The organism is Pseudomonas sp. Irchel s3b2 (assembly GCF_900187445.1).
GTDB lineage: Bacteria > Pseudomonadota > Gammaproteobacteria > Pseudomonadales > Pseudomonadaceae > Aquipseudomonas.
Genome location: NZ_FYEB01000018.1, coordinates 16,501 through 37,875, shown reverse-complemented (window position 1 = coordinate 37,875; position 21,375 = coordinate 16,501). Strand labels below are relative to the sequence as shown.

At 58.8% G+C, this 21,375-nt stretch carries 23 protein-coding genes; 9 read left to right on the top strand and 14 right to left on the bottom strand.

Annotation, left to right across the window (positions count from 1 at the left end):
• The first annotated feature begins 121 nt into the window (after window positions 1-121).
• Genes CKW20_RS25815 through CKW20_RS25805 form a run of 3 tightly spaced genes read left to right on the top strand, consistent with a single transcriptional unit; the run spans window position 122 to window position 2,637 of the window.
• The gene (locus CKW20_RS25815) at window positions 122-1,129 is read left to right on the top strand and encodes a methionine ABC transporter ATP-binding protein (protein WP_095055408.1); all 1,008 of its coding nucleotides are present in this window, start codon (window positions 122-124) and stop codon (window positions 1,127-1,129) included.
• On the top strand, window positions 1,129-1,803 hold the full coding sequence (locus tag CKW20_RS25810; RefSeq protein WP_095055407.1) for a methionine ABC transporter permease: 675 nt from the start codon (window positions 1,129-1,131) through the stop codon (window positions 1,801-1,803). Before CKW20_RS25815 ends, CKW20_RS25810 begins: the two co-directional genes overlap by 1 nt.
• A gap of 60 nt (window positions 1,804-1,863) precedes the next feature.
• Complete coding sequence (locus tag CKW20_RS25805) at window positions 1,864-2,637, top strand: MetQ/NlpA family ABC transporter substrate-binding protein (RefSeq protein WP_095055406.1); 774 nt, start codon at window positions 1,864-1,866, stop codon at window positions 2,635-2,637.
• A gap of 150 nt (window positions 2,638-2,787) precedes the next feature.
• On the opposite strand, the gene CKW20_RS25800 is transcribed toward CKW20_RS25805, so the two are convergent.
• Genes CKW20_RS25800 through CKW20_RS25780 form a run of 5 tightly spaced genes read right to left on the bottom strand, consistent with a single transcriptional unit; the run spans window position 2,788 to window position 6,690 of the window.
• On the bottom strand, window positions 2,788-3,423 hold the full coding sequence (locus tag CKW20_RS25800) for an SCO family protein (RefSeq protein WP_095055405.1): 636 nt from the start codon (window positions 3,421-3,423) through the stop codon (window positions 2,788-2,790).
• Window positions 3,420-4,319 carry a heme o synthase gene (cyoE, locus tag CKW20_RS25795; protein WP_095055404.1) on the bottom strand — a complete coding sequence of 300 codons (900 nt, stop codon included), beginning with the start codon at window positions 4,317-4,319 and terminating at the stop codon, window positions 3,420-3,422. Before cyoE ends, CKW20_RS25800 begins: the two co-directional genes overlap by 4 nt.
• Window positions 4,307-5,380 carry a heme A synthase gene (locus CKW20_RS25790; RefSeq protein ID WP_095055403.1) on the bottom strand — a complete coding sequence of 358 codons (1,074 nt, stop codon included), beginning with the start codon at window positions 5,378-5,380 and terminating at the stop codon, window positions 4,307-4,309. The genes cyoE and CKW20_RS25790 overlap by 13 nt, the downstream gene beginning before the upstream one ends.
• A gap of 10 nt (window positions 5,381-5,390) precedes the next feature.
• Window positions 5,391-5,984, bottom strand: a complete 594-nt coding sequence (locus tag CKW20_RS25785; protein ID WP_095055402.1) for a hypothetical protein — start codon at window positions 5,982-5,984, stop codon at window positions 5,391-5,393.
• Window positions 5,950-6,690: an SURF1 family protein gene (locus CKW20_RS25780; protein ID WP_095055401.1), complete on the bottom strand. Its 741-nt coding sequence runs from the start codon at window positions 6,688-6,690 to the stop codon at window positions 5,950-5,952. The genes CKW20_RS25785 and CKW20_RS25780 overlap by 35 nt, the downstream gene beginning before the upstream one ends.
• 70 nt (window positions 6,691-6,760) lie before the next feature.
• Here CKW20_RS25780 and CKW20_RS25775 point away from each other — a divergent pair, with 70 nt between their 5' ends.
• Window positions 6,761-6,964: a twin transmembrane helix small protein gene (locus CKW20_RS25775; protein ID WP_030129650.1), complete on the top strand. Its 204-nt coding sequence runs from the start codon at window positions 6,761-6,763 to the stop codon at window positions 6,962-6,964.
• Window positions 6,965-7,043: 79 nt separating this feature from the next.
• Here the strand turns inward: CKW20_RS25775 and CKW20_RS25770 are convergent, their stop codons facing one another.
• From CKW20_RS25770 to coxB, 4 genes are all read right to left on the bottom strand, one after another.
• Window positions 7,044-7,931 (bottom strand): cytochrome c oxidase subunit 3, encoded by an 888-nt coding sequence (locus CKW20_RS25770; RefSeq protein WP_095055400.1) that lies wholly within the window; start codon window positions 7,929-7,931, stop codon window positions 7,044-7,046.
• Between the two features lie 33 nt (window positions 7,932-7,964).
• The gene (locus CKW20_RS25765; protein ID WP_095055399.1) at window positions 7,965-8,522 is read right to left on the bottom strand and encodes a cytochrome c oxidase assembly protein; all 558 of its coding nucleotides are present in this window, start codon (window positions 8,520-8,522) and stop codon (window positions 7,965-7,967) included.
• 114 nt (window positions 8,523-8,636) lie between these two features.
• Complete coding sequence (gene ctaD, locus CKW20_RS25760) at window positions 8,637-10,229, bottom strand: cytochrome c oxidase subunit I (RefSeq protein WP_095055398.1); 1,593 nt, start codon at window positions 10,227-10,229, stop codon at window positions 8,637-8,639.
• A gap of 82 nt (window positions 10,230-10,311) precedes the next feature.
• Complete coding sequence (coxB, locus tag CKW20_RS25755; protein ID WP_095055397.1) at window positions 10,312-11,439, bottom strand: cytochrome c oxidase subunit II; 1,128 nt, start codon at window positions 11,437-11,439, stop codon at window positions 10,312-10,314.
• A 371-nt stretch (window positions 11,440-11,810) separates the two neighbouring features.
• Here coxB and CKW20_RS25750 point away from each other — a divergent pair, with 371 nt between their 5' ends.
• Complete coding sequence (locus tag CKW20_RS25750; protein ID WP_095055396.1) at window positions 11,811-12,461, top strand: hypothetical protein; 651 nt, start codon at window positions 11,811-11,813, stop codon at window positions 12,459-12,461.
• Window positions 12,462-12,574: 113 nt separating this feature from the next.
• Here CKW20_RS25750 and CKW20_RS25745 read toward each other — a convergent pair whose 3' ends face one another.
• The 3 genes from CKW20_RS25745 to CKW20_RS25735 all read right to left on the bottom strand — a co-directional run bounded on the left by CKW20_RS25745 (window position 12,575) and on the right by CKW20_RS25735 (window position 16,228).
• Entirely contained in the window at window positions 12,575-14,101 is a 1,527-nt protein-coding gene (locus CKW20_RS25745) for a SulP family inorganic anion transporter (protein WP_095055395.1), read from the bottom strand.
• Between the two features lie 91 nt (window positions 14,102-14,192).
• Window positions 14,193-14,924 carry a carbonic anhydrase gene (locus CKW20_RS25740; RefSeq protein WP_095055394.1) on the bottom strand — a complete coding sequence of 244 codons (732 nt, stop codon included), beginning with the start codon at window positions 14,922-14,924 and terminating at the stop codon, window positions 14,193-14,195.
• A 245-nt stretch (window positions 14,925-15,169) separates the two neighbouring features.
• On the bottom strand, window positions 15,170-16,228 hold the full coding sequence (locus CKW20_RS25735) for a PA0069 family radical SAM protein (RefSeq protein WP_095055393.1): 1,059 nt from the start codon (window positions 16,226-16,228) through the stop codon (window positions 15,170-15,172).
• 209 nt (window positions 16,229-16,437) lie between these two features.
• Between CKW20_RS25735 and CKW20_RS25730 the strand changes: the two genes are divergently transcribed.
• The gene (locus CKW20_RS25730) at window positions 16,438-16,743 is read left to right on the top strand and encodes a hypothetical protein (RefSeq protein WP_095055392.1); all 306 of its coding nucleotides are present in this window, start codon (window positions 16,438-16,440) and stop codon (window positions 16,741-16,743) included.
• Between the two features lie 270 nt (window positions 16,744-17,013).
• Here CKW20_RS25730 and CKW20_RS25725 read toward each other — a convergent pair whose 3' ends face one another.
• The gene (locus tag CKW20_RS25725) at window positions 17,014-17,292 is read right to left on the bottom strand and encodes a YheV family putative zinc ribbon protein (protein ID WP_095055391.1); all 279 of its coding nucleotides are present in this window, start codon (window positions 17,290-17,292) and stop codon (window positions 17,014-17,016) included.
• Window positions 17,289-19,379, bottom strand: coding sequence for an oligopeptidase A (prlC, locus tag CKW20_RS25720; RefSeq protein WP_176466961.1), 2,091 nt, complete (start codon window positions 19,377-19,379; stop codon window positions 17,289-17,291). Before prlC ends, CKW20_RS25725 begins: the two co-directional genes overlap by 4 nt.
• Window positions 19,380-19,455: 76 nt before the next feature.
• Between prlC and CKW20_RS25715 the strand changes: the two genes are divergently transcribed.
• The 3 genes from CKW20_RS25715 (at window position 19,456) to CKW20_RS25705 (ending at window position 21,330) form a co-directional block, all read left to right on the top strand.
• Window positions 19,456-20,001, top strand: a complete 546-nt coding sequence (locus CKW20_RS25715) for a gamma carbonic anhydrase family protein (RefSeq protein WP_095055389.1) — start codon at window positions 19,456-19,458, stop codon at window positions 19,999-20,001.
• 45 nt (window positions 20,002-20,046) lie between these two features.
• Window positions 20,047-20,697 carry an HAD family hydrolase gene (locus tag CKW20_RS25710; protein WP_095055388.1) on the top strand — a complete coding sequence of 217 codons (651 nt, stop codon included), beginning with the start codon at window positions 20,047-20,049 and terminating at the stop codon, window positions 20,695-20,697.
• A 174-nt stretch (window positions 20,698-20,871) separates the two neighbouring features.
• A complete protein-coding gene (locus CKW20_RS25705) occupies window positions 20,872-21,330 on the top strand; it encodes a transposase (RefSeq protein ID WP_095055387.1) in 459 nt (152 codons plus the stop codon).
• The last annotated feature ends 45 nt before the right edge of the window (window positions 21,331-21,375 follow it).

Genomic DNA, 21,375 nt, shown 5'->3' with positions numbered 1-21,375 from the left:
GTTATTGCCAAATCGCTGGTTGGATGCGAAATAAATGCTAAGAACCTCTATACGGACAGGCTAAAATGCGCGCCCGGCTAACCGCTGATCCCTTTCTAACGCGCCCCACAAGGTTCGCTACGTGATCGAGTTTCAAAACGTCCACAAAACTTACCGCGTCGCCGGTAAGGATATTCCCGCCCTGCATCCAACCAATCTGACGATTGAGAATGGGCAGGTCTTTGGCCTGATCGGCCATTCCGGCGCGGGAAAAAGTACCCTGCTGCGTCTGATCAACCGCCTGGAGAACTCCAGTGGCGGCAAGATCATCGTCGATGGCGAAGAAGTCACCGCGCTAGACGCCAATAGCCTGCGGCGTTTCCGTCAGCAGGTCGGGATGATTTTCCAGCACTTCAACCTGCTGGCGTCCAAGACTGTGGCCGACAACGTCGCGCTGCCGCTGACCCTCGCCGGTGAACTGTCCCGTAGCGAAATCGACCGGCGTGTGGCGGAGTTGCTGGCGCGGGTCGGTCTGTCTGACCATGCGAAAAAGTACCCGGCGCAATTGTCCGGTGGTCAGAAGCAGCGTGTCGGCATCGCCCGCGCCCTGGCAACCAAACCGAAAGTCTTGCTGTGCGATGAAGCCACCAGTGCCCTGGACCCGCAAACCACGGCGTCGGTCCTGCAATTGCTGGCCGAGATCAACCGCGAGTTGAAACTGACTATCGTCCTGATCACCCACGAAATGGATGTGATCCGTCGGGTCTGCGATCAGGTGGCAGTGATGGATGCCGGCAAGATCGTCGAGCAAGGTTCGGTGGCCGAGGTGTTCCTGCATCCCAAGCACCCGACCACCAAGCGCTTCGTGCAGGAAGACGAGCAAATCGACGAAAGCGAACAGCGCGATGACTTCGCCCACGTACCGGGGCGCATTGTGCGTCTGACCTTCCAGGGCGAAGCGACCTACGCGCCGTTGCTGGGTACCGTCGCCCGGGAAACGGGCGTGGACTACAGCATCCTGGCCGGTCGCATCGATCGCATCAAAGACGTCCCTTATGGGCAATTGACCCTGGCCGTCACCGGTGGCGACATGGAAGCGGCGTTTGCCCACTTCACCGCAGCTGACGTCCACATGGAGGTGCTGCGCTGATGGACGTCCTGATGAGTTTCTTTTCCAATATCGACTGGTACGAAATCTGGCTGGCTACCTGCGACACCCTGCTGATGCTCGGCGGTTCGCTGTTGTTCACCGTGCTGTTGGGTCTGCCGCTGGGCGTGTTGTTGTTCCTGTGCAGCCCGCGCCAGTTGCTGGAAGCCAAAGGCGTCTACGCGATGTTGTCGCTGATGGTGAACATTCTGCGTTCGCTGCCGTTCATCATTTTGCTGATCGTGATGATTCCGTTCACCGTGTTGATCACAGGCACCTCCCTGGGTGTCGCCGGTGCGATTCCACCCTTGGTAGTGGGCGCCACGCCGTTCTTCGCGCGACTGGTTGAAACCGCCCTGCGTGAAGTGGATCGCGGCATCATTGAGGCGACCCAAGCCATGGGCGCGACGACACGTCAGATCATCACCAATGCCTTGCTTCCAGAAGCACGCCCGGGCATCTTCGCGGCGATTACGGTGACAGCGATTACACTGGTGTCCTACACGGCAATGGCCGGTGTGGTCGGCGCTGGCGGCCTGGGCGACCTGGCGATACGTTTCGGTTACCAGCGTTTCCAGACGGATGTGATGGTTGTGACGGTGGTGTTGCTGCTGATGCTGGTTCAAGTGCTGCAAACCGTTGGCGACAAATTGGTTGTCCATTTCTCACGTAAATAAGTCATGAGCCGGCCATTCGCTGGCAGGCGCCAAACGGGCGCCTCACAAGGAGTTAGCTGAATGAAAAAACTACTCGTCGCGTTCGCTGCCGTTGCAGCCTTTTCCGCACACGCTGCCGACATCCTGACCGTCGCGGCCACTCCGGTGCCTCACGCGGAAATCCTCGAGTTCGTTAAACCGGCCCTGGCCAAAGAAGGCGTGGACCTGAAGGTCAAGGTCTTCACCGACTACATCCAGCCGAACGTACAGGTGGCCGAGAAGCGTCTGGACGCCAACTTCTTCCAGCACCAGCCGTACCTTGATGAGTTCAACAAGGCCAAGGGCACCAACCTCGTCAGCGTTGCCGGTGTGCACCTGGAACCGCTGGGCGCTTACTCCAGCAAACACAAAACGCTGACCGAGCTGCCGGGCGGCGCCAACGTGGTGATCCCGAACGACGCCACCAACGGCGGTCGTGCACTGTTGCTGCTGGCAAAGGCTGGCCTGATCAAGTTGAAGGATTCCAACAACATCCTGTCGACCGTTAAGGACATCACCGAAAACACCAAGGACCTGAAATTCCGCGAACTGGAAGCCGCGACCATCCCGCGCGTGCTGACTCAGGTCGACCTGGCGCTGATCAACACCAACTACGCGCTGGAAGCCAAGCTCGATCCATCCAAGGATGCGCTGGTCATCGAAGGCAGCGACTCGCCGTACGTGAACATCCTCGTTGCCCGTCCGGACGACAAGAACAACGCAGCGATGCAGAAACTGGTTGCTGCGCTGCATAGCCCGGAAGTGAAAGCCTTCATTCTCGAGAAGTACAAAGGCGCGGTATTGCCGGCGTTCTGATCTGACGCAATAAGAAAAACGGGGACGCATTGATTGCGTCCCCGTTTTTTTATGCCTGAAATACCAACCCTGTAGGAGCCCGGCTTGCCGGCGAAGGCGTCCATGAGATCGCCTTCGCCGGCAAGCCGGGCTCCTACAGGGTGGTGTTGGTTATTCGCGCTTGAGCATCACCGGCAACTGCGCCACCAGCTTCTGATTGTTCAACGGTGCACGAATGAACCCGCGCTGAGTCCCATCCGGGCCGATCACTGCCAGGTTGCCGCTGTGGTCGACGGTGTAGTTCGGCTTGCTGGTGTCCGCCGGAATGAACGGAATACTCACCGCATTGGCCAGTTTCTGAATGTCTTCCACCGAAGATGCGGTCAGCCCGATGAACTGTGGATCGAAGTAGCCCAGGTACTGCTTGAGTTGCTTGGGTGTGTCGCGATTCGGGTCGACGCTGACCAGAACGATCTGCAACTTGTCCACCGAATCCGCTGGCAGTTCGCTCTTGATCTGCCGCAGCTGGGCGAGGGTGGTCGGGCAGATGTCCGGGCAGAAGGTGTAGCCGAAGAACAGCAAGCTCCACTTGCCTTTGAGCTCGTTGACCGCCACAGGCTTACCGTCCTGATCGGTCATCTTCACGTCCGGCAGGTTACGGCTTTGGGGCAACAGGATGATTCCCGCATCGATCAGTGCCGTCGGGTCGCCCTGGTTTTTTCCGGTCAGTACTTTATTGATGGTCAGGCCCAGGATCAGCGCGATCAAGGCGACGAGAATGAAGACGGTTTTCTGGGTTCGAGTCATAGGTTCAACAGTAAGTAGTGGTCTACGAGCAGCGCGATAAACAGCAGGAACAAGTAGTAAATAGAGTACTTGAACGTGTTGATCGCCGCGTGCGGCCGAGTGCCACGGTACAGCACCACGGCCCATTGCAGAAACCTCGCGCCCAGTACAAGGGCACAAATCAGGTAGAGCACGCCGCTCATGTGGATCACGTAGGGCATCAGGCTGACGGCCAGTAGCGCAAAGGTATAAAGCAGGATGTGGACTTTGGTGTAGTGCTCGCCATGGGTCACCGGCAGCATTGGAATGTCAGCCTTGGCGTATTCCTCTTTGCGATGAATCGCCAATGCCCAGAAGTGCGGCGGGGTCCAGGCGAAGATGATCAGCACCAGCAGCAACGGTTCGGCGCTGACATGGCCGGTGGCGGCGGTCCAGCCAAGCAGCGGCGGGGCCGCACCGGCGAGGCCACCAATGACGATGTTCTGCGGCGTCGCGCGTTTCAGGAAGCCGGTATAGACCACCGCATAGCCAAGCAGCGAGGCGAGGGTCAGCCACGCGGTCAGCGGATTGGTGAAGGCCAGCAACAAAGCCTGACCGAGTATCGCCAGCACGAGGGCAAAGGTCAGCGCGGCGGCCGGCGAAATCCGGCCTTCAGCCAAGGGACGTTTGTGGGTGCGCGCCATCACCGCATCGATCCGTCGGTCCACCACATGGTTCACCGCTGCCGCACCGCCGGCACACAAGGCGATCCCCAGATTGCCGAACACCAGCACCGTCCACGGCACCCCGGCGCGGGTCGCGAGGAACATGCCGACCAGCGAGGTGATGAGCATCAGCACCACCACTTTGGGCTTGGTCAGTTCCAGGTAATCCCGCCAGATGGCTTGGCTGTGACGTTCGCCGATCAGAATCGCCATGGCATCTCTCCTTTTATTGTTATGGGCCCGGTTGAATGTTTACGCGGGCTGAAGCGCCAGCGTGTCGGCTGCTTGACCCGAACCAGACTGGTCCGCGCGTGGTAATTGACCAGCACCATCGTCAGCAACAGCGCCGCGCCCCCCGCGTTGTGGGCGACAGCCACCGGCAGAGGTAGATGAAACAGCACGTTGCTGATGCCCAGGGTGATTTGTGCGGCAAGGGCGATCAACACCATGGCGGCCAAGCGCGTCATGCCGACGACCTTCAGTTGCCAGGCCAGACCGAGCAGAACGAAGGTGACCAGTAATGCGCCGATGCGGTGAGTCAGGTGAATCGCGGTGCGGGCATCGCTGTCCAGTTGCCCGCCCAGGTAATTGGGGCCGATGTGTTGGGTCAGGTGAAAGCCGTTGGCGAAATCAGTCGGTGGCAGCCATTGTCCGTGGCAGGTCGGAAAGTCGATGCAGGCCACCGCCGCGTAATTGGAGCTGACCCAGCCACCAAGGGCAATTTGCAGGATCACCAGCAACAAGCCGGCGGTCGCCCAGTGCTGCAAACGTCGAGGCACGGTCAGCGCCGGCAACACGCCGGACAGGCGCAAGGTCAGCAGAAACAACAGACTCAACGTCGCAAAGCCGCCGAGCAAATGCCCGGTGACCACTTGCGGCCAGAGCTTGAGCGTCACCGTCCACATGCCGAACGCCGCTTGAGCGAACACCACCGCCAGCAAGAACAACGGTAATTTCACCGGCTGCCCCGGGTGATGACGATGGGTCCAGGCGCGGCCCGCCAGCACCGTGATCAACAGCCCCAACGTGCCGGCAAAGTAGCGATGAAGCATCTCATTCCAGCCTTTGTGGGCTTCTACCGGCGCGTCGGGAAAATGCAGTTCGGCATGGGCCAATTGGGCTTCGCTGTTCGGCACGCTGATAAAGCCGTAGCAGCCGGGCCAGTCCGGGCAGCCGAGGCCAGCGTGGGTCAGGCGTGTGTAGGCGCCGAGCAACACCACAATCAGTGCCAGCAAGGTGGCAAACAGCGCGAGGCGAAATCCAGGTTTGGCCATGACGATGCCCTTATCCGATGTTCGACAGTTTCAGCAAATGGCGCAGGTCGTTGAGCAGGTCCTTGCCCTTCACCGTCGGGTCGTAGCGCAGCACCAGGTTGCCGTGAGGGTCGATGATCCACAGGTGCGGCGTGTCATTGCTCTTAGCGCCTTTGATGTAGGTCGGCGGGTCCAGCGAATAGCGCTGCAACTGCGGGTACTCGCGTTGAAGTTTAGTCTCGTAATCGCTGTTCAGCGGCTGCGCGATGGCCAGCGCATGGCTGGCGCGGGAGGCCTCGCGACCGAGGCCGATCTGGATCTGGCGCGCCAGATACACCAACTGCTGGCAGTCCACCGAACAATCCCTGGGCGCTGTCACCAGTAACTGCCAGCGGTCTTCTTGCGCCTGCACGCCGATGTCGGCGCGGGTCTGGCCGTTGCCGATCAGTTCACCGTGATAACTGCGGCCCTCGGGTACCCAGAACTGCAATTTGTACATGCCGGTGGCGAGGATCATCGGACCCACCACTCCCAATAGGATCAGTAGCAACTGTAAGCGCCCGCGCCGCCGATTTACCGGCGTTTTCGCCTCAGACATGCCGGGTGGATTCATGGCCGCTCCCATTATTGTTCTCCTTTGCGTTGTGCCAGCCGAGATAGAGGTAAAGGCCGAGCAGGGCGATCGACAGGGCGAACCACTGCACGGCATAAGCCACGTGTTTTTCCGGCCCCATGGCCACCACCGGCCAATCGGCCTGGTAGGTCGCGGGACCGCTTTGCGCGCGTAATTCGTAGGCGAAACCGTCACGATCAAGCACCGCCCAGAGCCTGGCCGGCTCAACGGCGGTGATCAGTTGTGGCCAGGTCGTGGCGTTTGGGTCGGCGTGCAATTGGAACGTTGCACCGGGGGATACGTAGACCCAGGCGTCGAGGCTCATTGGCTGAGTCGGCGTGGTGAATGACGGTGGTGTGCGCCGATCCGGCCACGGCAACCAGCCGCGATTGACCAGCAGCCACAGCCCGGTTGCCCGGTCCTGAAACGGTTGCAGCAACTCGACCCCGACCTTGCCGTCGCGCTGACGGTTGTCCAGCAGCAGGCTGTGTTCGGCATCGAACTGGCCATGCAGGCGAACCCGGCGGAAGGCCGGATCTTGGGTGTGTTGCAGTTCGGTGCTGGCCATCGGTTCGGCCGCCCGGCGCTCGGCGTAGCTTTGCAGCAGCGCGCTTTTCTCCGCGCCCCGGCTCAACTGCCAGAACCCGAGTGACACCAGCAAGGGCAGCAGCACCGCGACCACCAAGGTCGGCACGAGGCCCGGCCGGAAGCGTTTCATGGCATCGCCAGAAAGTCGGTAATCGCGATAGCTATACTCAAATGCATCGCCTGTCCCCCGGAGTGTCACCATGCTCAAAGCAGCCATCGTCCTGATGCTGATTGCCACGGTTGTCAGCCTGTTCAGCGGCCTGTTTTTTCTGGTCAAGGACGACAGCCACTCGAATCGCCTGGTCATCGCCTTGAGTGTTCGTGTTGCGCTGGCCGCCACCACTGTCGGCTTGATCGCCTGGGGTTTTTTCAGCGGCCAGTTGGTGTCTCACGTGCCTTGGTAGCTGTAGGTGCGAGCTTGCTCGCGAAGGTGTATCAGTCGAATTCAACGTGTCTGACATACCTTCGCGAGCAAGCTCGCTCCTACAGCACGTAGACGAAAACGAACAACCCGATCCACACCACGTCCACGAAGTGCCAGTACCAGCTCGCCGCCTCGAAGGCGAATTGGTGGTCGGCATCGAAGTGCCCGCGCATGATCCGCATCAGCATCACGAACAGAATGATGGTGCCGATGGTCACATGGGCCCCGTGGAAACCGGTGAGCATGAAGAACGTTGCGCCGTAGATGCCGGAACCCAGAGTCAGGCCCAGTTCGTGGTAAGCGTGGATGTACTCTTCGGCCTGGAAACCGAGGAACGCGCAACCGAGCAACACGGTCAGCGCCAGCCAGATTTTCAGTGCGCCGCGATGGCCTTTCTTCAAGGCGTGGTGAGCAATGGTCACGGTGACGCTGGAACTCACCAGCAGCACGGTATTGAGCAGCGGCAGGCCCCAGGGGCTGATGACTTCCTTGGGTGGAGGAAAGAGTTTCGGGTCCGGATTGTTCAGCAGCGGCCAGGTGAATTCGAACGTCGGCCACAGCATGTGGGCGAGGCCTTTAGTGCCTTCACCACCCAATGCCGGGCCCGTGATGTTGCGCACATAAAACAGCGCACCGAAAAAGGCGATGAAGAACATCACCTCCGAGAAAATGAACCAGCTCATGCCCCAGCGGAACGAGCGGTCCATCTGTGCACTGTACAACCCTTGGCGACTTTCCTTGATCACCGTACCGAACCAGCCGAACAGCATGTAGGCCAGCAACAGGCTGCCAACGAAAAAGATCAGCGGGCCGTGGGATTCCGGCCGCGCAGCCTTCAGGTCATTGAACCAGGTGCCCAGGCCGAACACCGTGACGAACATGCCGACCGTGGCGATGATCGGCCATTTGCTCTGGGCTGGAACGTAATAATGTTCGTGAGTTGCCATTTATTGTTCTCCTTATCGGGCACGCTTTAACGCCTAGCCGCCGGTACTTGCTGCAACAGCCACGGGCGGATGACGTGCGGTGATATCGAACAGCGTGTAGGACAGCGTCAGGTGCTTCACTTCCTTGGGCATGTCGCGGTCAACGATGAACCGTACCGGCATCTCGATGCGTTGACCGGGCTGAAGCACTTGCTGGGTAAAGCAGAAACATTCGGTCTTGTGGAAGTACGCGGCTGCGTTGCTGGGTGCGATGCTCGGAACCGCCTGGGCGCTCATCGGCCGATCGGTCGGGTTGTGGGCGATAAAAATCATCTCGTTCACCGCCCCCGGGTGAGCGACCAGTTCATCGTCCTTGGGATAGAAATCCCACGTCATGTCGGCGGAGTTGGTCGACAGAAACTGCACGCGAACCTGCCGCGAGACGTCGACCGTTTGCTCGCCTTCATACTGCCCGGAGGTTTTGCCATTGATGCCGAACGCCTGGCACATCACGTCGTAGATCGGCACCAGGGCAAAGCCGAAAACAAACATCGCCACCACCACCAGCAACAGGCGGGTGACCAGTTTCTTCGTCGAAATCGAATCAGCCACGATGCAAGCCCTCCACACTGAACCCTGTAGGAGCTGGCTTGCCAGCGAAAGCGGTATGTCTGACACACCGAATCGCTGCCTTCGCTGGCAAGCCAGCTCCTACGGGGTGTGCGTTCATTTCACTTCCGGCGGCGTGGTGAAGGTGTGATACGGCGCGGGCGATGGAATGCTCCATTCCAGGCCTTCGGCGCCATCCCACGGTTTGGCCGGTGCCGGCTCGCCGCCACGAATGGTCTTGATCACGATGAACAGGAAGAAGATCTGCGTGGCCCCGAACATGAACGCACCGATCGACGACACCATGTTGAAGTCGGCGAATTGCAGGTTGTAGTCCGGAATCCGCCGCGGCATGCCCGCCAGGCCCACGAAGTGCATCGGGAAGAACGCCAGGTTCATGCCGATGAACGAGAGCCAGAAGTGCAGCTTGCCGAGGGTTTCGTCGTACATGTGGCCGGTCCATTTCGGCATCCAGTAGTAGGCCGAGGCGAAGATCCCGAAGATCGCCCCCGGCACCAGCACGTAGTGGAAGTGCGCGACCACGAAGTAAGTGTCCTGGTACTGGAAGTCCGCCGGTGCGATGGCCAGCATCAAACCGGAGAACCCGCCAATGGAGAACAGGATGACGAACGCCACGGCGAACAGCATCGGCGTCTCGAAGGTCAGCGAGCCTTGCCACATGGTGCTGGCCCAGTTGAACACCTTGACCCCGGTGGGCACCGCGATCAGCAGCGTGGCGTACATGAAGAACAACTCGCCCACCAGCGGAATGCCGACCACGAACATGTGGTGCGCCCAGACGATGAACGACAGGAACGCAATACTCGCCGTGGCGTAGACCATCGAGGTGTAGCCAAACAGTGGCTTGCGCGAAAAGGCCGGAATGATCGAGCTGACGGCACCGAAGGCCGGCAGGATCATGATGTACACCTCGGGGTGACCGAAGAACCAGAACACATGCTGGAACAGTACCGGGTCACCGCCACCGGCGGCACTGAAGAAGCTGGTGCCGAAGTGGATGTCCATCAGCATCATGGTCACGCAGCCGGCCAATACCGGCATCACCGCGATCAGCAGGAATGCGGTGATCAGCCAGGTCCAGACGAACAGCGGCATTTTCATCAACGTCATGCCGGGGGCGCGCAGGTTGAGGATGGTCGCGATCACGTTGATCGCCCCCATGATCGAACTGATCCCCATCAAATGGATGGCGAAGATGAAGAACGTCACGCTTTCCGGTGCGTAGGTCGTCGACAGCGGTGCATAGAAGGTCCAGCCGAAGTTTGGCCCGCCACCGGGGGTGAACAGGGTCGATACCAGCAGCAGAAACGCTGCCGGCAACAGCCAGAAGCTGAAGTTGTTCATCCGTGGCAGGGCCATGTCCGGCGCGCCAACCATCAACGGGATCATCCAGTTGGCGAGGCCGACGAAGGCCGGCATCACCGCACCGAACACCATCACCAGGCCGTGCATGGTGGTCATCTGGTTGAAAAATTCCGGCTGGACGATTTGCAGTCCCGGCTGGAACAGTTCGGCCCGGATCACCATGGCGAACGAGCCGCCCAGCAGGAACATGGAGAACGCAAACCACAGGTACAGCGTGCCGATATCCTTGTGGTTGGTAGTCAGCACCCAGCGCATCAGGCCTTTGGCGGGGCCGTGGGCGTGGGCGGTGCCGGTATGAACATGGTCATCGACTACAGCTGTCATGTCCTGTCTCCTGCAAACGGATGGGCTGGGCGGGCCGGGGCGTCATGCCCCGAGCGGTTCCTTACGTACGCAATAGACCGGGTCATTGGCTTTCCGCCTGTTTCAGCTCCAGCACTTCTTTAGGGGTGACCATGTCGCCTTTGTTGTTGCCCCAGGCGTTACGCTCATAGGTCACGACCGCCGCGATATCGACTTCCGACAGCTGTTTGCCGAACGCCGCCATGGAAGTGCCGGGCTTGCCGTGGAAGACGATGTTCAGGTGATCCTTGATCGGCCCGGTGGCGATTTTCGAGCCCTTGAGTGCCGGGAACATCGGCGGCAGACCTTGGCCTTCAGCCTGGTGACAGGCCACGCAGGTGGTGTGATAGACCTTGTCACCGCGTTCCTTGAGCTCGTCGAGAGTCCATTCCTTGCTGGTCAGCTCTTTGAGCTGCGCAGCTTCCGCCTTGCGTTCGCCCAGCCAGGTTTCGTAATCGGCCTTTTCCTTGACCTCGACCACGATCGGCATGAAACCGTGGTCCTTGCCGCACAACTCGGCGCACTGGCCACGGTAGATGCCGGGCTTTTCGACACGGGTCCAGGATTCATTGACGAAGCCCGGAATCGCATCGCGCTTGACCGCGAAGGCCGGCACCCACCAGGAGTGGATGACGTCGGCGGAGGTCACCAGAAAGCGCACCTTGGCACCGATCGGCAGCACCAGCGGCTTGTCGACCTCCAGCAGGTAATGCTCGCCCTTGGCTTCCTTGTTGTGGATCTGATCGGCAGGGGTGGTCAGGTTGCTGAAGAATTCGACGTCCTGACCCAGGTATTTGTAGTGCCACTTCCACTGGTAGCCGGTGACCTGGATATCGATATCCGGCTCAGTGTTGTCGTACATCTTGATCAGGGTGGCGGTTGCGGGGACCGCCATGGCCACCAGAATAAGCAGGGGCACGATGGTCCAGAGAATTTCGACGGTGGTGCTTTCATGAAATTTGGCGGCCACCTGCCCGGTAGAGCGGCGGTGGACCATCATCGACCAGAACATGGCGCCGAAGACGATGATGCCGATCACTACACAGATCCAGAAAATGGTCATGTGCAGATCGAATACTGCGTGACTGATTTCAGTCGCTCCAGGCGCCATATTCACAGTCCAGGCCGCTTGCGCCTGACTGAAAATCGACCACAACAGGAGGCCCATCCAGACATGTGGATGTCGCATCATTGCGGGTTCCCCTTATAGTTCTTTTTATCCCGCCGGCTTTCACCTGCGGCAAGGGAGCGGCTTTTTCAGACTACGAACTTGAATCGCCGAGCCTTGCTGCATATGCAGTCGGGCGTCATCAGCTAACTCCATTCAAAACCGAGTATAGACAGCGACTGCCACCTCGCAACGCGATGGCGTAAATCAACCGAAACAGGTTGGACTTGCGTTCCAGGTCGCGAATGGAGAAGGATGCAGACGAGTGGTGGCAAATGGATATAACTTTGAAGTCTCAAGGATGAAATAATTATGACAAATGCGTCTTAGCCTTTTTCGTAAGCCAGCTAAGTTATGTCTTCCCTATTTCATTGCCTTTGTTTCCTGGAGTTTTCATGAACACCGCCGCATTGCGCGAGCAGATCCAAAAAGCCCAACAACATGAGGCCGAGACCGGCCTGTTAACTCGTCAACTGGAAACCCAACTGCCGCACCTTCATTCCGCCATCCAATTGCCGGATATCGATGCCAACGGCGTGATGACGCGTTTTGTGGCCGCGTATATAGAACAAGTACCGGACCTGCTGGACGCAGCCAATGAAGTCGCGAGGGAAGCGGGCATCGAATCGCAGATCAAACCGGTATTGAAAATCGCCGAGCAGTTCTTCCTCCAGCCGCCGGCGATCATGGCCGGTCATATCGGCCTGGACGGCCTGCTGGATGAAGCTTACCTGGCGCATCGGTTGGTCGAAGAGGTCAACGATCTGTACATCAAGCATTTTGGCCAGCCATTGATCCCCTTGGACATGACTGTTGCCAACCTGATTGCCCACCAATTGATCGGCGAGGAATTTGCCAATCAACTGGATGAGGCGGTGCATCACGCTGTGGACGAGATGCTTAACGATGAAAGTTTCGCGCTGGAGTCGGTAGAAGCCTACCGCGAGAAACTCAACAGCCCGGACACCGGCGCCGCGTGGAAGCGCTGGCCGTGCCTGTCGCGCCAATTGGGCGTGGGGCTTGAGCTGGATCAGCCAGCCGCGTAAGTCTATGCAATACCTGTAGGAGTGAGGCTTGCCCGCGAAGGCGGCGTGACATTCAACATTGATGTCGACTGACACGCCGCCTTCGCGGGCAAGCCCTCGCTCCTATAAGTGGCTTAAGCGGCTGAACCGACTCCGGTTGTGGTGCGCAACCGTCCTTCAAGCCTGCGCTTCAACCCTCGCGCTTCAATCAGTAGCTTCGAACCCTTGGCCGCATTGGCCCGGCCCCATTCCTCCAGCAACTCAAGGCACGAGTGATCGATATAGCTCAGGTTATTGAGCGGCACATGCACCGTTGCACCTGCGGGAATGCTCCCCAGCACTTGGGTCAGCGCCGGTACCTTGAGGAAAGTCGCCGCCCCCACCAGTCGCAGTTCCATTTCGCCGTCCGCTGGAAGATCGATCAGGCTGATTTTCAGGCGCGAAGCTTTCCAGGCCAGTTTGGCCAGCGTCAGGCCGAAGCCGATCAGCACGCCGGTCAGCAGGTCGGTGAAGATGATTGCCAGTGCGGTCGCCGCATAAGTGAACATCGGCATCCGGCCATAACGGCCCAGGCCGCGAAAGGCCTTGAGGTCCACCAGTTTGAAACCGGTGTAAACCAGGACGCCCGCCAGGCTCGCCACTGGAATGCTTTGCAGCACGCTCGATAGCAGCAGCACGAAAGCCAGCAACCACAGACCGTGGAACACCGTCGACAGTCGGGTGGTGGCGCCGGCCTGAACGTTGGCCGAACTGCGCACGATCACCCCGGTCATCGGCAGCGCACCGAGCAAGCCACAGAGCATATTACCGACGCCTTGTGCTGACAGTTCGCGGTCGAAGTCCGAGCGTTGTCCACTGTGCATGCGGTCCACTGCGGCGGCCGAGAGCAGGGTTTCGGCGCTGGCGATAAAGGCCACGGCGAAGGCCGCGATCAGCAGCGCCGGGTCAGCCAGGTTGAGCAGGTCCGACGGACGCAACCAATCGATGGCCTCCGCCAGGTTGGCCGGGACTTCCACGCGTTTGACCTGCAATGCAAGCACCAGGCTGGCGACCGTTGCCAGGCCAACCCCGAGCAATGCTCCGGGAACGAACCGCAGGGAATGCGGACGCAGTTTTTCCCACAACCACATCACGGCAATGGTCGACAGTCCGAGCAAACCTGCTTGCCAGCCAAACGAAGGCAAAGCCTGAATCACTGCAGCGGGGAAGGCCGCCAGATTATCCAGCCCCGAAGGCTTGGGCACGGCATCGAGCATCACATGCACCTGCGACAGCACGATCAGCACCCCAATCCCGGCGAGCATGCCGTACACCACCGCGGGCGCCGTGACCCGAAACCAGCAACCCAGCTTCAGGCGTCCAGCCACCAATTGCAGAAAGCCCGCCAGCAGCAGGATCGGCCCGAGCATGGCGATACCATGCTGGCGCACCAGTTCGAACACCAATACCGCCAGACCCGCCGCCGGGCCGCTGACTTGCAGCGGTGAACCGGCAAGCCAGCCGACCACCAGACCACCGATGATGCCGGTGATCAAGCCTTTGGCCGGCGGCAGCCCCGAGGCGATGGCGATACCCATGCACAAGGGCAGGGCGACCAGAAACACAACCACCGAAGCCAATAGCTCCCGTGGCAGAACAGCTTTTAATTGAGCAGCACGCATGGTGGACTCCCGAAATTTTCTTCAGGCGTGGCGAGGCCGGGCCGCTGAGCTGCGGCCGGCACTGAAACCACACAGGGTTTTTTAGGAGGATTTAGAAGCGCGCTTTGGGCGTCGCCACCGGAATCGGATGACTGCCATCGAGCGGCAGGAAGCAACCCTGATCCGCATCGTAAGCTTTGATTTCGCTGGTTTCGATGTTGTAAACCCAACCATGGATAAACAATTGACCGTTGGCCATACGCGAGGCCACCGACGGGTGCGTGCGCAAATGCTGCAACTGAGCGATCACATTCTCTTCAGTGAGGATGTGCATGCTTTCGTTTTCGTCAATGCAGTTGCAGTTGTCCTGGACCATGGTTTTTGCCACTTCGGCATGCCGTAACCAGGCCTTGACCGTCGGCATCTTTTCCAGGCTCTGCGGGTTGAGTACCGCGCGCATTGCGCCGCAGTCGGAGTGCCCGCAGATGATGATGTGATGCACACCGAGGGCCAGCACCGCGTATTCGATGGCTGTGGAAACACCACCATTCATTTGCCCGTAAGGCGGCACGACGTTGCCGACGTTACGGGTCACGAACAGGTCGCCGGGGGCACTTTGGGTAATCAGTTCGGGAACGATGCGTGAATCGGCACACGCGATGAACATCGCCCGAGGCCGCTGGGCCGTGGCGAGTTTTTTGAAGAGTTCTTCCTGCTGCGGAAAGATCTCGTGATGAAAGTGCAAAAAGCCGTCAACGATATGCTGCAGCGCTGCATCGGCGGTTTCCGCCTCGGGTTGGGCTGAAGCCGACGCAGCCAAAGGCTGTTTATCCTTGTCACTCATGATTCATCCTCTTTGGCGGAGTCAGGGAATTTTCCCGTTTTGTCCGGTATGAAGCCAGTGGCTGTATAAAAAACATCCAGGTCGAAAAGCCAGACCCGTCAGTCACTCGATGAACAAGGTAGCCGTCGAAACTTAACTCAAACTGAATTAAAACGCTCTAGAACGAGTGTTCCAGGTCACAAGAAACGTGACCAGCCTAAACGCGCTGTATCATTTCCTCTACTCAACCATAGGGCTAATTGTCCTTAAATCAACGACATTTGGCGACCCGGCGGACAAAAGGCTTCGCAATTCAGATTGAAATCTTTCCGACGATCGAGCCCCAGGCGCTTGATGGTTTTGGCGAAGCGTTGCGCCAACAGGTCGGCAAATGGCCCTTCACCGCGCATTCGTGCGCCAAACCGGCTGTCGTAGAGCTCGCCACCACGGCTTTGGCGGATCAGGCTCAACACATGAGCTGCACGTTGAGGATAGTGGGCGGCCAGCCACTCTTCGAACAGCGGCGCCACTTCCAGCGGCAAGCGCAACATCATGTAGGCCGCGCTTTGTGCTCCGGCCGCATGGGCTTCGGTGAGCAGGCTTTCGAGTTCGCTGTCGTTGATCATTGGAATCATCGGTGAACACAAAACACCCACCGGAATCCCGGCTTCGCGCATCACCCGGATCGCTCGCAGTCGTGCCTTGGGCGCCGCCGCGCGCGGTTCGAGGATGCGTTTGAGTTCGTCATCCAGCGTGGTCAGGCTGATCATCACTGCCACCAGCCTTTGCTCGGCGAGTTCGGCCAGCAAGTCCAGATCGCGAAGAATCAGCGAGCCTTTAGTGATGATCGTCACCGGGTGGCGGTAACGCAGCAGCACTTCCAGGGTTTTGCGGGTGATTTTGTGTTCGCGCTCGATGGGCTGATAAGGGTCGGTGTTGGAGCCCAGGTTGATCGGCGCGCATTGATAGCCGCGCTTGGACAGCTGCTCTTCCAGCACATCGGCGGCGTTGGTCTTGGCGATCAGCTTGGTTTCGAAGTCCAGCCCCGGTGACAGGTCCCAATAGGCATGGCTGGGCCGCGCATAGCAATAGATGCAGCCGTGTTCGCAGCCACGATAGGGATTGATCGAACGATCAAAGGGCAAATCCGGCGAATTGTTACGGGTGATGATGGTTTTCGCCGTCTCGATGCGCACTTCAGTGCCTTGGGTGACGGGCGCTTCCTGATACCAGCCGTCATCTTCGGCTACCGAGCGGCTCGGTGCGAAGCGGTTGTGCAGGTTGGTCGCGGTGCCGCGGCCGCGAGGTGGCAATGGCGTGTGCATTGGATAATCCTGATAGCTGTATGTACATACAGTATATCCAGACGGTTCGGCCGACCAGTGCCGTTCGGCACCTATTCGTTTTTTAGGAATGGGCAATACCAGCAGGCAACTAACGGATACATATAAGCGCTCGCTGATAAAATGAAAGTGTCGGTATTATTTTGTCGCTGCAAGAATAAACAGGAACATTACTTTAAAAGGAATTAATTATGTCGTTTTTTAATCGTCGTGGCATTTTTCTGCAAAAGCTTGGCCCCACCATTGTCGATCCCAATGAAGTACTTGTATCGATGCAGTTCGCATTGAAAGAGGACAGCTGGGATGCTGATAAGTCTGTAAAAACGGTGAATCTGCTTGATTCCACCATGATCATTGCGTCTTCGAATGATGGGGGGCAGTCTTTTCGTCTCGGCAATATGAGTAAAGATGTGGATGGCGACGGTGACATTGATGCCGACGATAAGACCAAACTTTTGGCCTTGGCCAAAGCGTACGTCAGTATTGTCAATCCTTGATCAAGGCCTGTAAGAAAGTTGATGTTAAATAAATAAAATCCAGTCTGGCTTAGTGCGCAAATCACTGGATCCACGATTATTTGACAACCGGCTCACCGACCTTTGACCGTTCCGGGCTGAATCTGAATGCGAATATCCAGGCTTTTCCCTGAGCGGTCACCCAGTAGCCATGTGTTCGATGAAGAGCCGCTGGTTCAAGACGGGCCATGCCGAGTAGCGCCACCTCCCACTGCATTGCGCAATGGAAGGTGATTTCAGCACACGCTTCGGTCAGTCAGGCTTTTTCTTCAACTTGGGGTTCGGGAAAAACTGCACGGCCTGAACCTTGGCATCCGGCACTTTCAGTGCCGAAGTATTGACTCGCGTACCCAATTCCTTAGGCACCGACAGGCCTTGTTCATTCAGCGTGTCGGAATAACCGCAGGCCACGCACTCGCGATGCGGAACTGCGTCTTCGCTCCACATCATCAACTTGTCCGGCTCGCTGCAGGCCGGGCAGACCGCCCCGGCGATAAAGCGTTTTTTGGTAATCACAGGTCCCTCACTCATGCTGCCGCGTCCTCACTCAGGCCGCTGTGGCGCAAGAGTGCGTCAATCGAAGGTGCACGGCCACGGAAGTCGACGAACAGCACCATTGGCTCTTGGGAACCACCCCGCGCCAGGATCGCTTCACGGAAGGCACGACCGGTCTCGGCATTGAGCACGCCGTCTTCTTCGAATTTCGAGAAGGCATCGGCCGACAATACTTCTGCCCACTTATAGCTGTAGTAACCCGCCGCATAACCGCCGGCGAAGATGTGAGCGAAGCTGTTGGGGAAGCGGTTGTAGGCCGGCGGACGCATGACCGAGACTTCGTCGCGCACGCCTTCGAGCACTTGCAGCACGCTGCGACCGTCGCCGTGGGTCGCGTGCAATTCGAAGTCGAACAACGAGAACTCCAACTGGCGGACCATCATCAGCCCGGACTGGAAGTTCTTCGCTGCGAGCATTTTCTCCAGCAGATCCTGAGGCAACGGTTCGCCGGTTTCGTAGTGACCGGAAATCAGCGCCAGACCTTCCGGTTCCCAGCACCAGTTTTCCATGAACTGGCTTGGCAGCTCGACCGCATCCCAGGCCACGCCATTGATGCCGGACACGCCCGCGTGCTCGACGCGGGTCAGCAGGTGATGCAGGCCGTGACCGAATTCGTGGAACAGGGTGGTCACTTCGTCATGGGTCAACAGGGCCGGTTTGCCGCTATCAGCCGGAGTGAAGTTGCACACCAGATTCGCCACCGGGCTTTGCAGCACGCCATTGATTGTGCGGCGATGATCGCGAGCGCCGTCCATCCAGGCACCGCCGCGCTTGTTGGCGCGGGCATACAGGTCGAAGAAGAAACGACCGACGTGCTGGCCGTTTTCCTTGATTTCGAACAGGCGGACGTCCGTATGCCAGGTGTCGAAGCCTTTCAGCTCGGCGATCTCGATGCCGTATAGGCGCTGGACGATACTGAACAACCCACCCAGAACCTTGTCGATCGGGAAGTACGCGCGAAGGGTTTCCTGGGCGACGCTGTAGCGCTGTTCGCGAAGTTTTTCACCGTAGAAACCGCTGTCCCAGCTTTGCAGGTCCGGGCAACCCTGTTCGGCAGCATAGGCCTTGAGCTGTTGCAGATCCTGGGCAGCGAACGGCTTGCTGCGTTTTGCCAGGTCGCGCAAGAAACTCAGCACCTGATCATTGGACTCGGCCATTTTGGTGGCCAGGCTCAGCTCCGAGAAGCTGGTGAAGCCCAACAGTTTTGCCAGCTCCTGACGCAGGTCGAGGATCTCTTCCATGACCGGGCCGTTATCATTCTGACCGGCATTCGGGCCTTGGTCCGACGCACGGGTGCAATAAGCGGCGTAGAGTTCTTCACGCAGGGCGCGGTCGTGGGCGTAGGTCATCACCGCGTAGTAACTCGGGAATTCCAGGGTGATCAGCCAGCCGTCGAGGTCTTTGGCTTGTGCGGCGGCGGCCATTTGCGCCTTGGCCGACTCGGTCAGACCGGCGAGGGCGGCTTCGTCGGTGACATGCTTGGTCCAGGCCTGGGTGGCGTCGAGCAATTGATTTGAGAAGCGGCTGCCCAGCTCCGACAGTTTGCTCTGCACGTCGGCGTAACGCTTTTGCTCAGGCGCAGGCAGGTCGATACCCGACAGACGGAAGTCACGCAGGGCGTGTTCCAGGATCGTTTTCTGCGCCACGTCGAAACCGGCAGCCTCAGGGCTGTTGGCCAGCGCTTCATAGGCCTGGAACAGTTCACGGTTCTGGCCCAGCTCGGTGGCGTAGGCGCTCAAGGCCGGCAGGCAGGACTCGTAGGCTTCGCGCAACTCGGCACTGTTGCACACGGCATTGAGATGGCTGACCGGGCTCCAGGCGGCGCCCAGACGATCATTGAGCTCATCCATCGCCAGCACCAGGCCGGCCCAGGTCGGTTGTTTGCCCTGGGTTTTGAGGATGTCGACAATGGCGGCGCGGTTGTCAGCCAGGATCTTTTCAATGGCCGGTTGCACGTGTTCGGCACGGATCGCCGAGAACGGCGGCAGGTCGTAGGACTGCAGAAGAGGGTTGTTCACGCTCACGGTTGGCACCTTGGCTGGAAAACATGCGGGAAGAAACATGCTGGAAGAAACAAAGCCACATCTTAATTACAATCGACGCCGACCGCAGCTATCAGCAAAAGAGAGAGAGCCTATCGTGACCCTTCGCAAGTATCAGAACCACACGCCGTTGCTGGGCAAAGGCGCCTTTGTCGACGGCTCGGCAGTGGTGATCGGCGACGTCGAAGTCGGCGAAGACAGCTCCGTCTGGCCGCTGACAGTGATCCGCGGCGACATGCATCGCATCCGGATCGGTGCGCGCACCAGCGTGCAGGACGGCTGCGTGCTGCACATTACCCACGCCGGGCCGTTCAATCCTGATGGCTTCCCGCTGCTGATCGGCGACGATGTGACCATCGCGCATAAAGTCATGCTTCATGGTTGCGCCGTGGGCAACCGGATTCTGATCGGCATGGGCAGCATCGTCATGGACGGTGCGGTGGTCGAGGACGATGTGATCATCGGCGCTGGCAGCCTGGTCCCCCCGGGCAAGCGCCTGGAAAGCGGTTTCCTCTATGTCGGTAGCCCGGTGAAACAGATCCGGCCGCTGACTGACAAGGAAAAAGCCTTCTTCACCTACAGTGCGGCGAACTACGTGAAGCTCAAGGACCTGCATCTGGCCGAAGGCTACGACCAGCTCTAATTCGCTTGATAACGGAAAGTGTCTCGCTATTGCTCAGGAATTTTCATGCATTACCAAACCGTACTGTTCGACCTCGATGGCACGCTGACCGATCCGCGCGAAGGCATCACCCGCTCCATCCAGTTCGCCCTGAGCAAACTGGGGATCGATGAGCCGGACCTGACCAGGCTCGAGCATTTCATTGGCCCGCCGCTGTTGCAGGCATTCATGCAGTTCTACGACTTCGACGAGCCCAAGGCCTGGGAAGCGGTGAACTTCTATCGCGAGCGCTTCAAGGTCACCGGCCTGTATGAGAACCGCATGTTCGACGGCGTCACGCCGCTGCTGGAAACCCTCGGCGGGCAAGGGCGACAGCTGTACATCGCGACCTCCAAGCCGTGGGTTTTCGCCCGGGAAATCGCCCGGCACTTCGACTTCGCCAAGCATTTCAAAGTGATTTACGGCAGTGAGCTGGACGGCACGCGGACCAACAAGGTCGAGCTGATTGCGCACTTGATGAGCGAAGAAGGCCTGGACCCGGCCAATACCCTGATGATTGGCGATCGTAAACACGATCTGATCGGCGCTCGCAGCAATGGACTGGATGCGGCGGCGGTGGGTTATGGGTTTGGCAGCCGAGAGGAGTTGAGCGCAGAAGCACCGGCGTATCACTTCGAGACGCTGGATGAGTTGCATCAGGCGTTTTTGCAGCGTTAGTTGAATTGCCTTCGCGGGCAAGCCTCGCTCCTACAGATGATCGAAGGCCCCTGTAGGAGCGAGGCTTGCCCGCGAAGGCGTCCCCCCAGACACATCCTGAGTAAAAGTCATCACTCCAATCCCTTCTTATCGTCCTAGCCTTAACACTCCGGCCACGATCAAGGAGGATCATCATTGCCAGAGCTCAAACATGCTCATCGATTGCGCACCTGGCGATATTCGGAGTCCGGGCAGATTTACCTGGTGACTGCGGTGGTTTTGAATCGAGAACCGTTGTTTCGCAACTTCAAGAATGGGCGTCTGGTGGTCGATGCTTTTAGAACGGCTGAGCGAGAAGGGTTTGCAACATCGTTAGCCTGGGTAGTGATGCCTGATCATTTTCATTGGCTGATTGAGTTACAAAATACTCAACTACCTACATTGATGGCCCGTACCAAATCCCGGATTGCAGTGACGGTCAATCGCTCGATTCGACGTCAAGGTCCGGTTTGGCAGCATGGCTATCATGATCGCGCCATTCGCAAGGAAGAAGATTTGCAGGCAGTTGCTCGATACATCGTCGCCAATCCGTTGCGAGCGGGACTGGTAGAGAAGATTGGGGACTATCCGTTGTGGGATGCAATTTGGTTGTGACATTCAAAGACGCCTTCGCGGGCAAGCCTCGCTCCTACAGGGGGG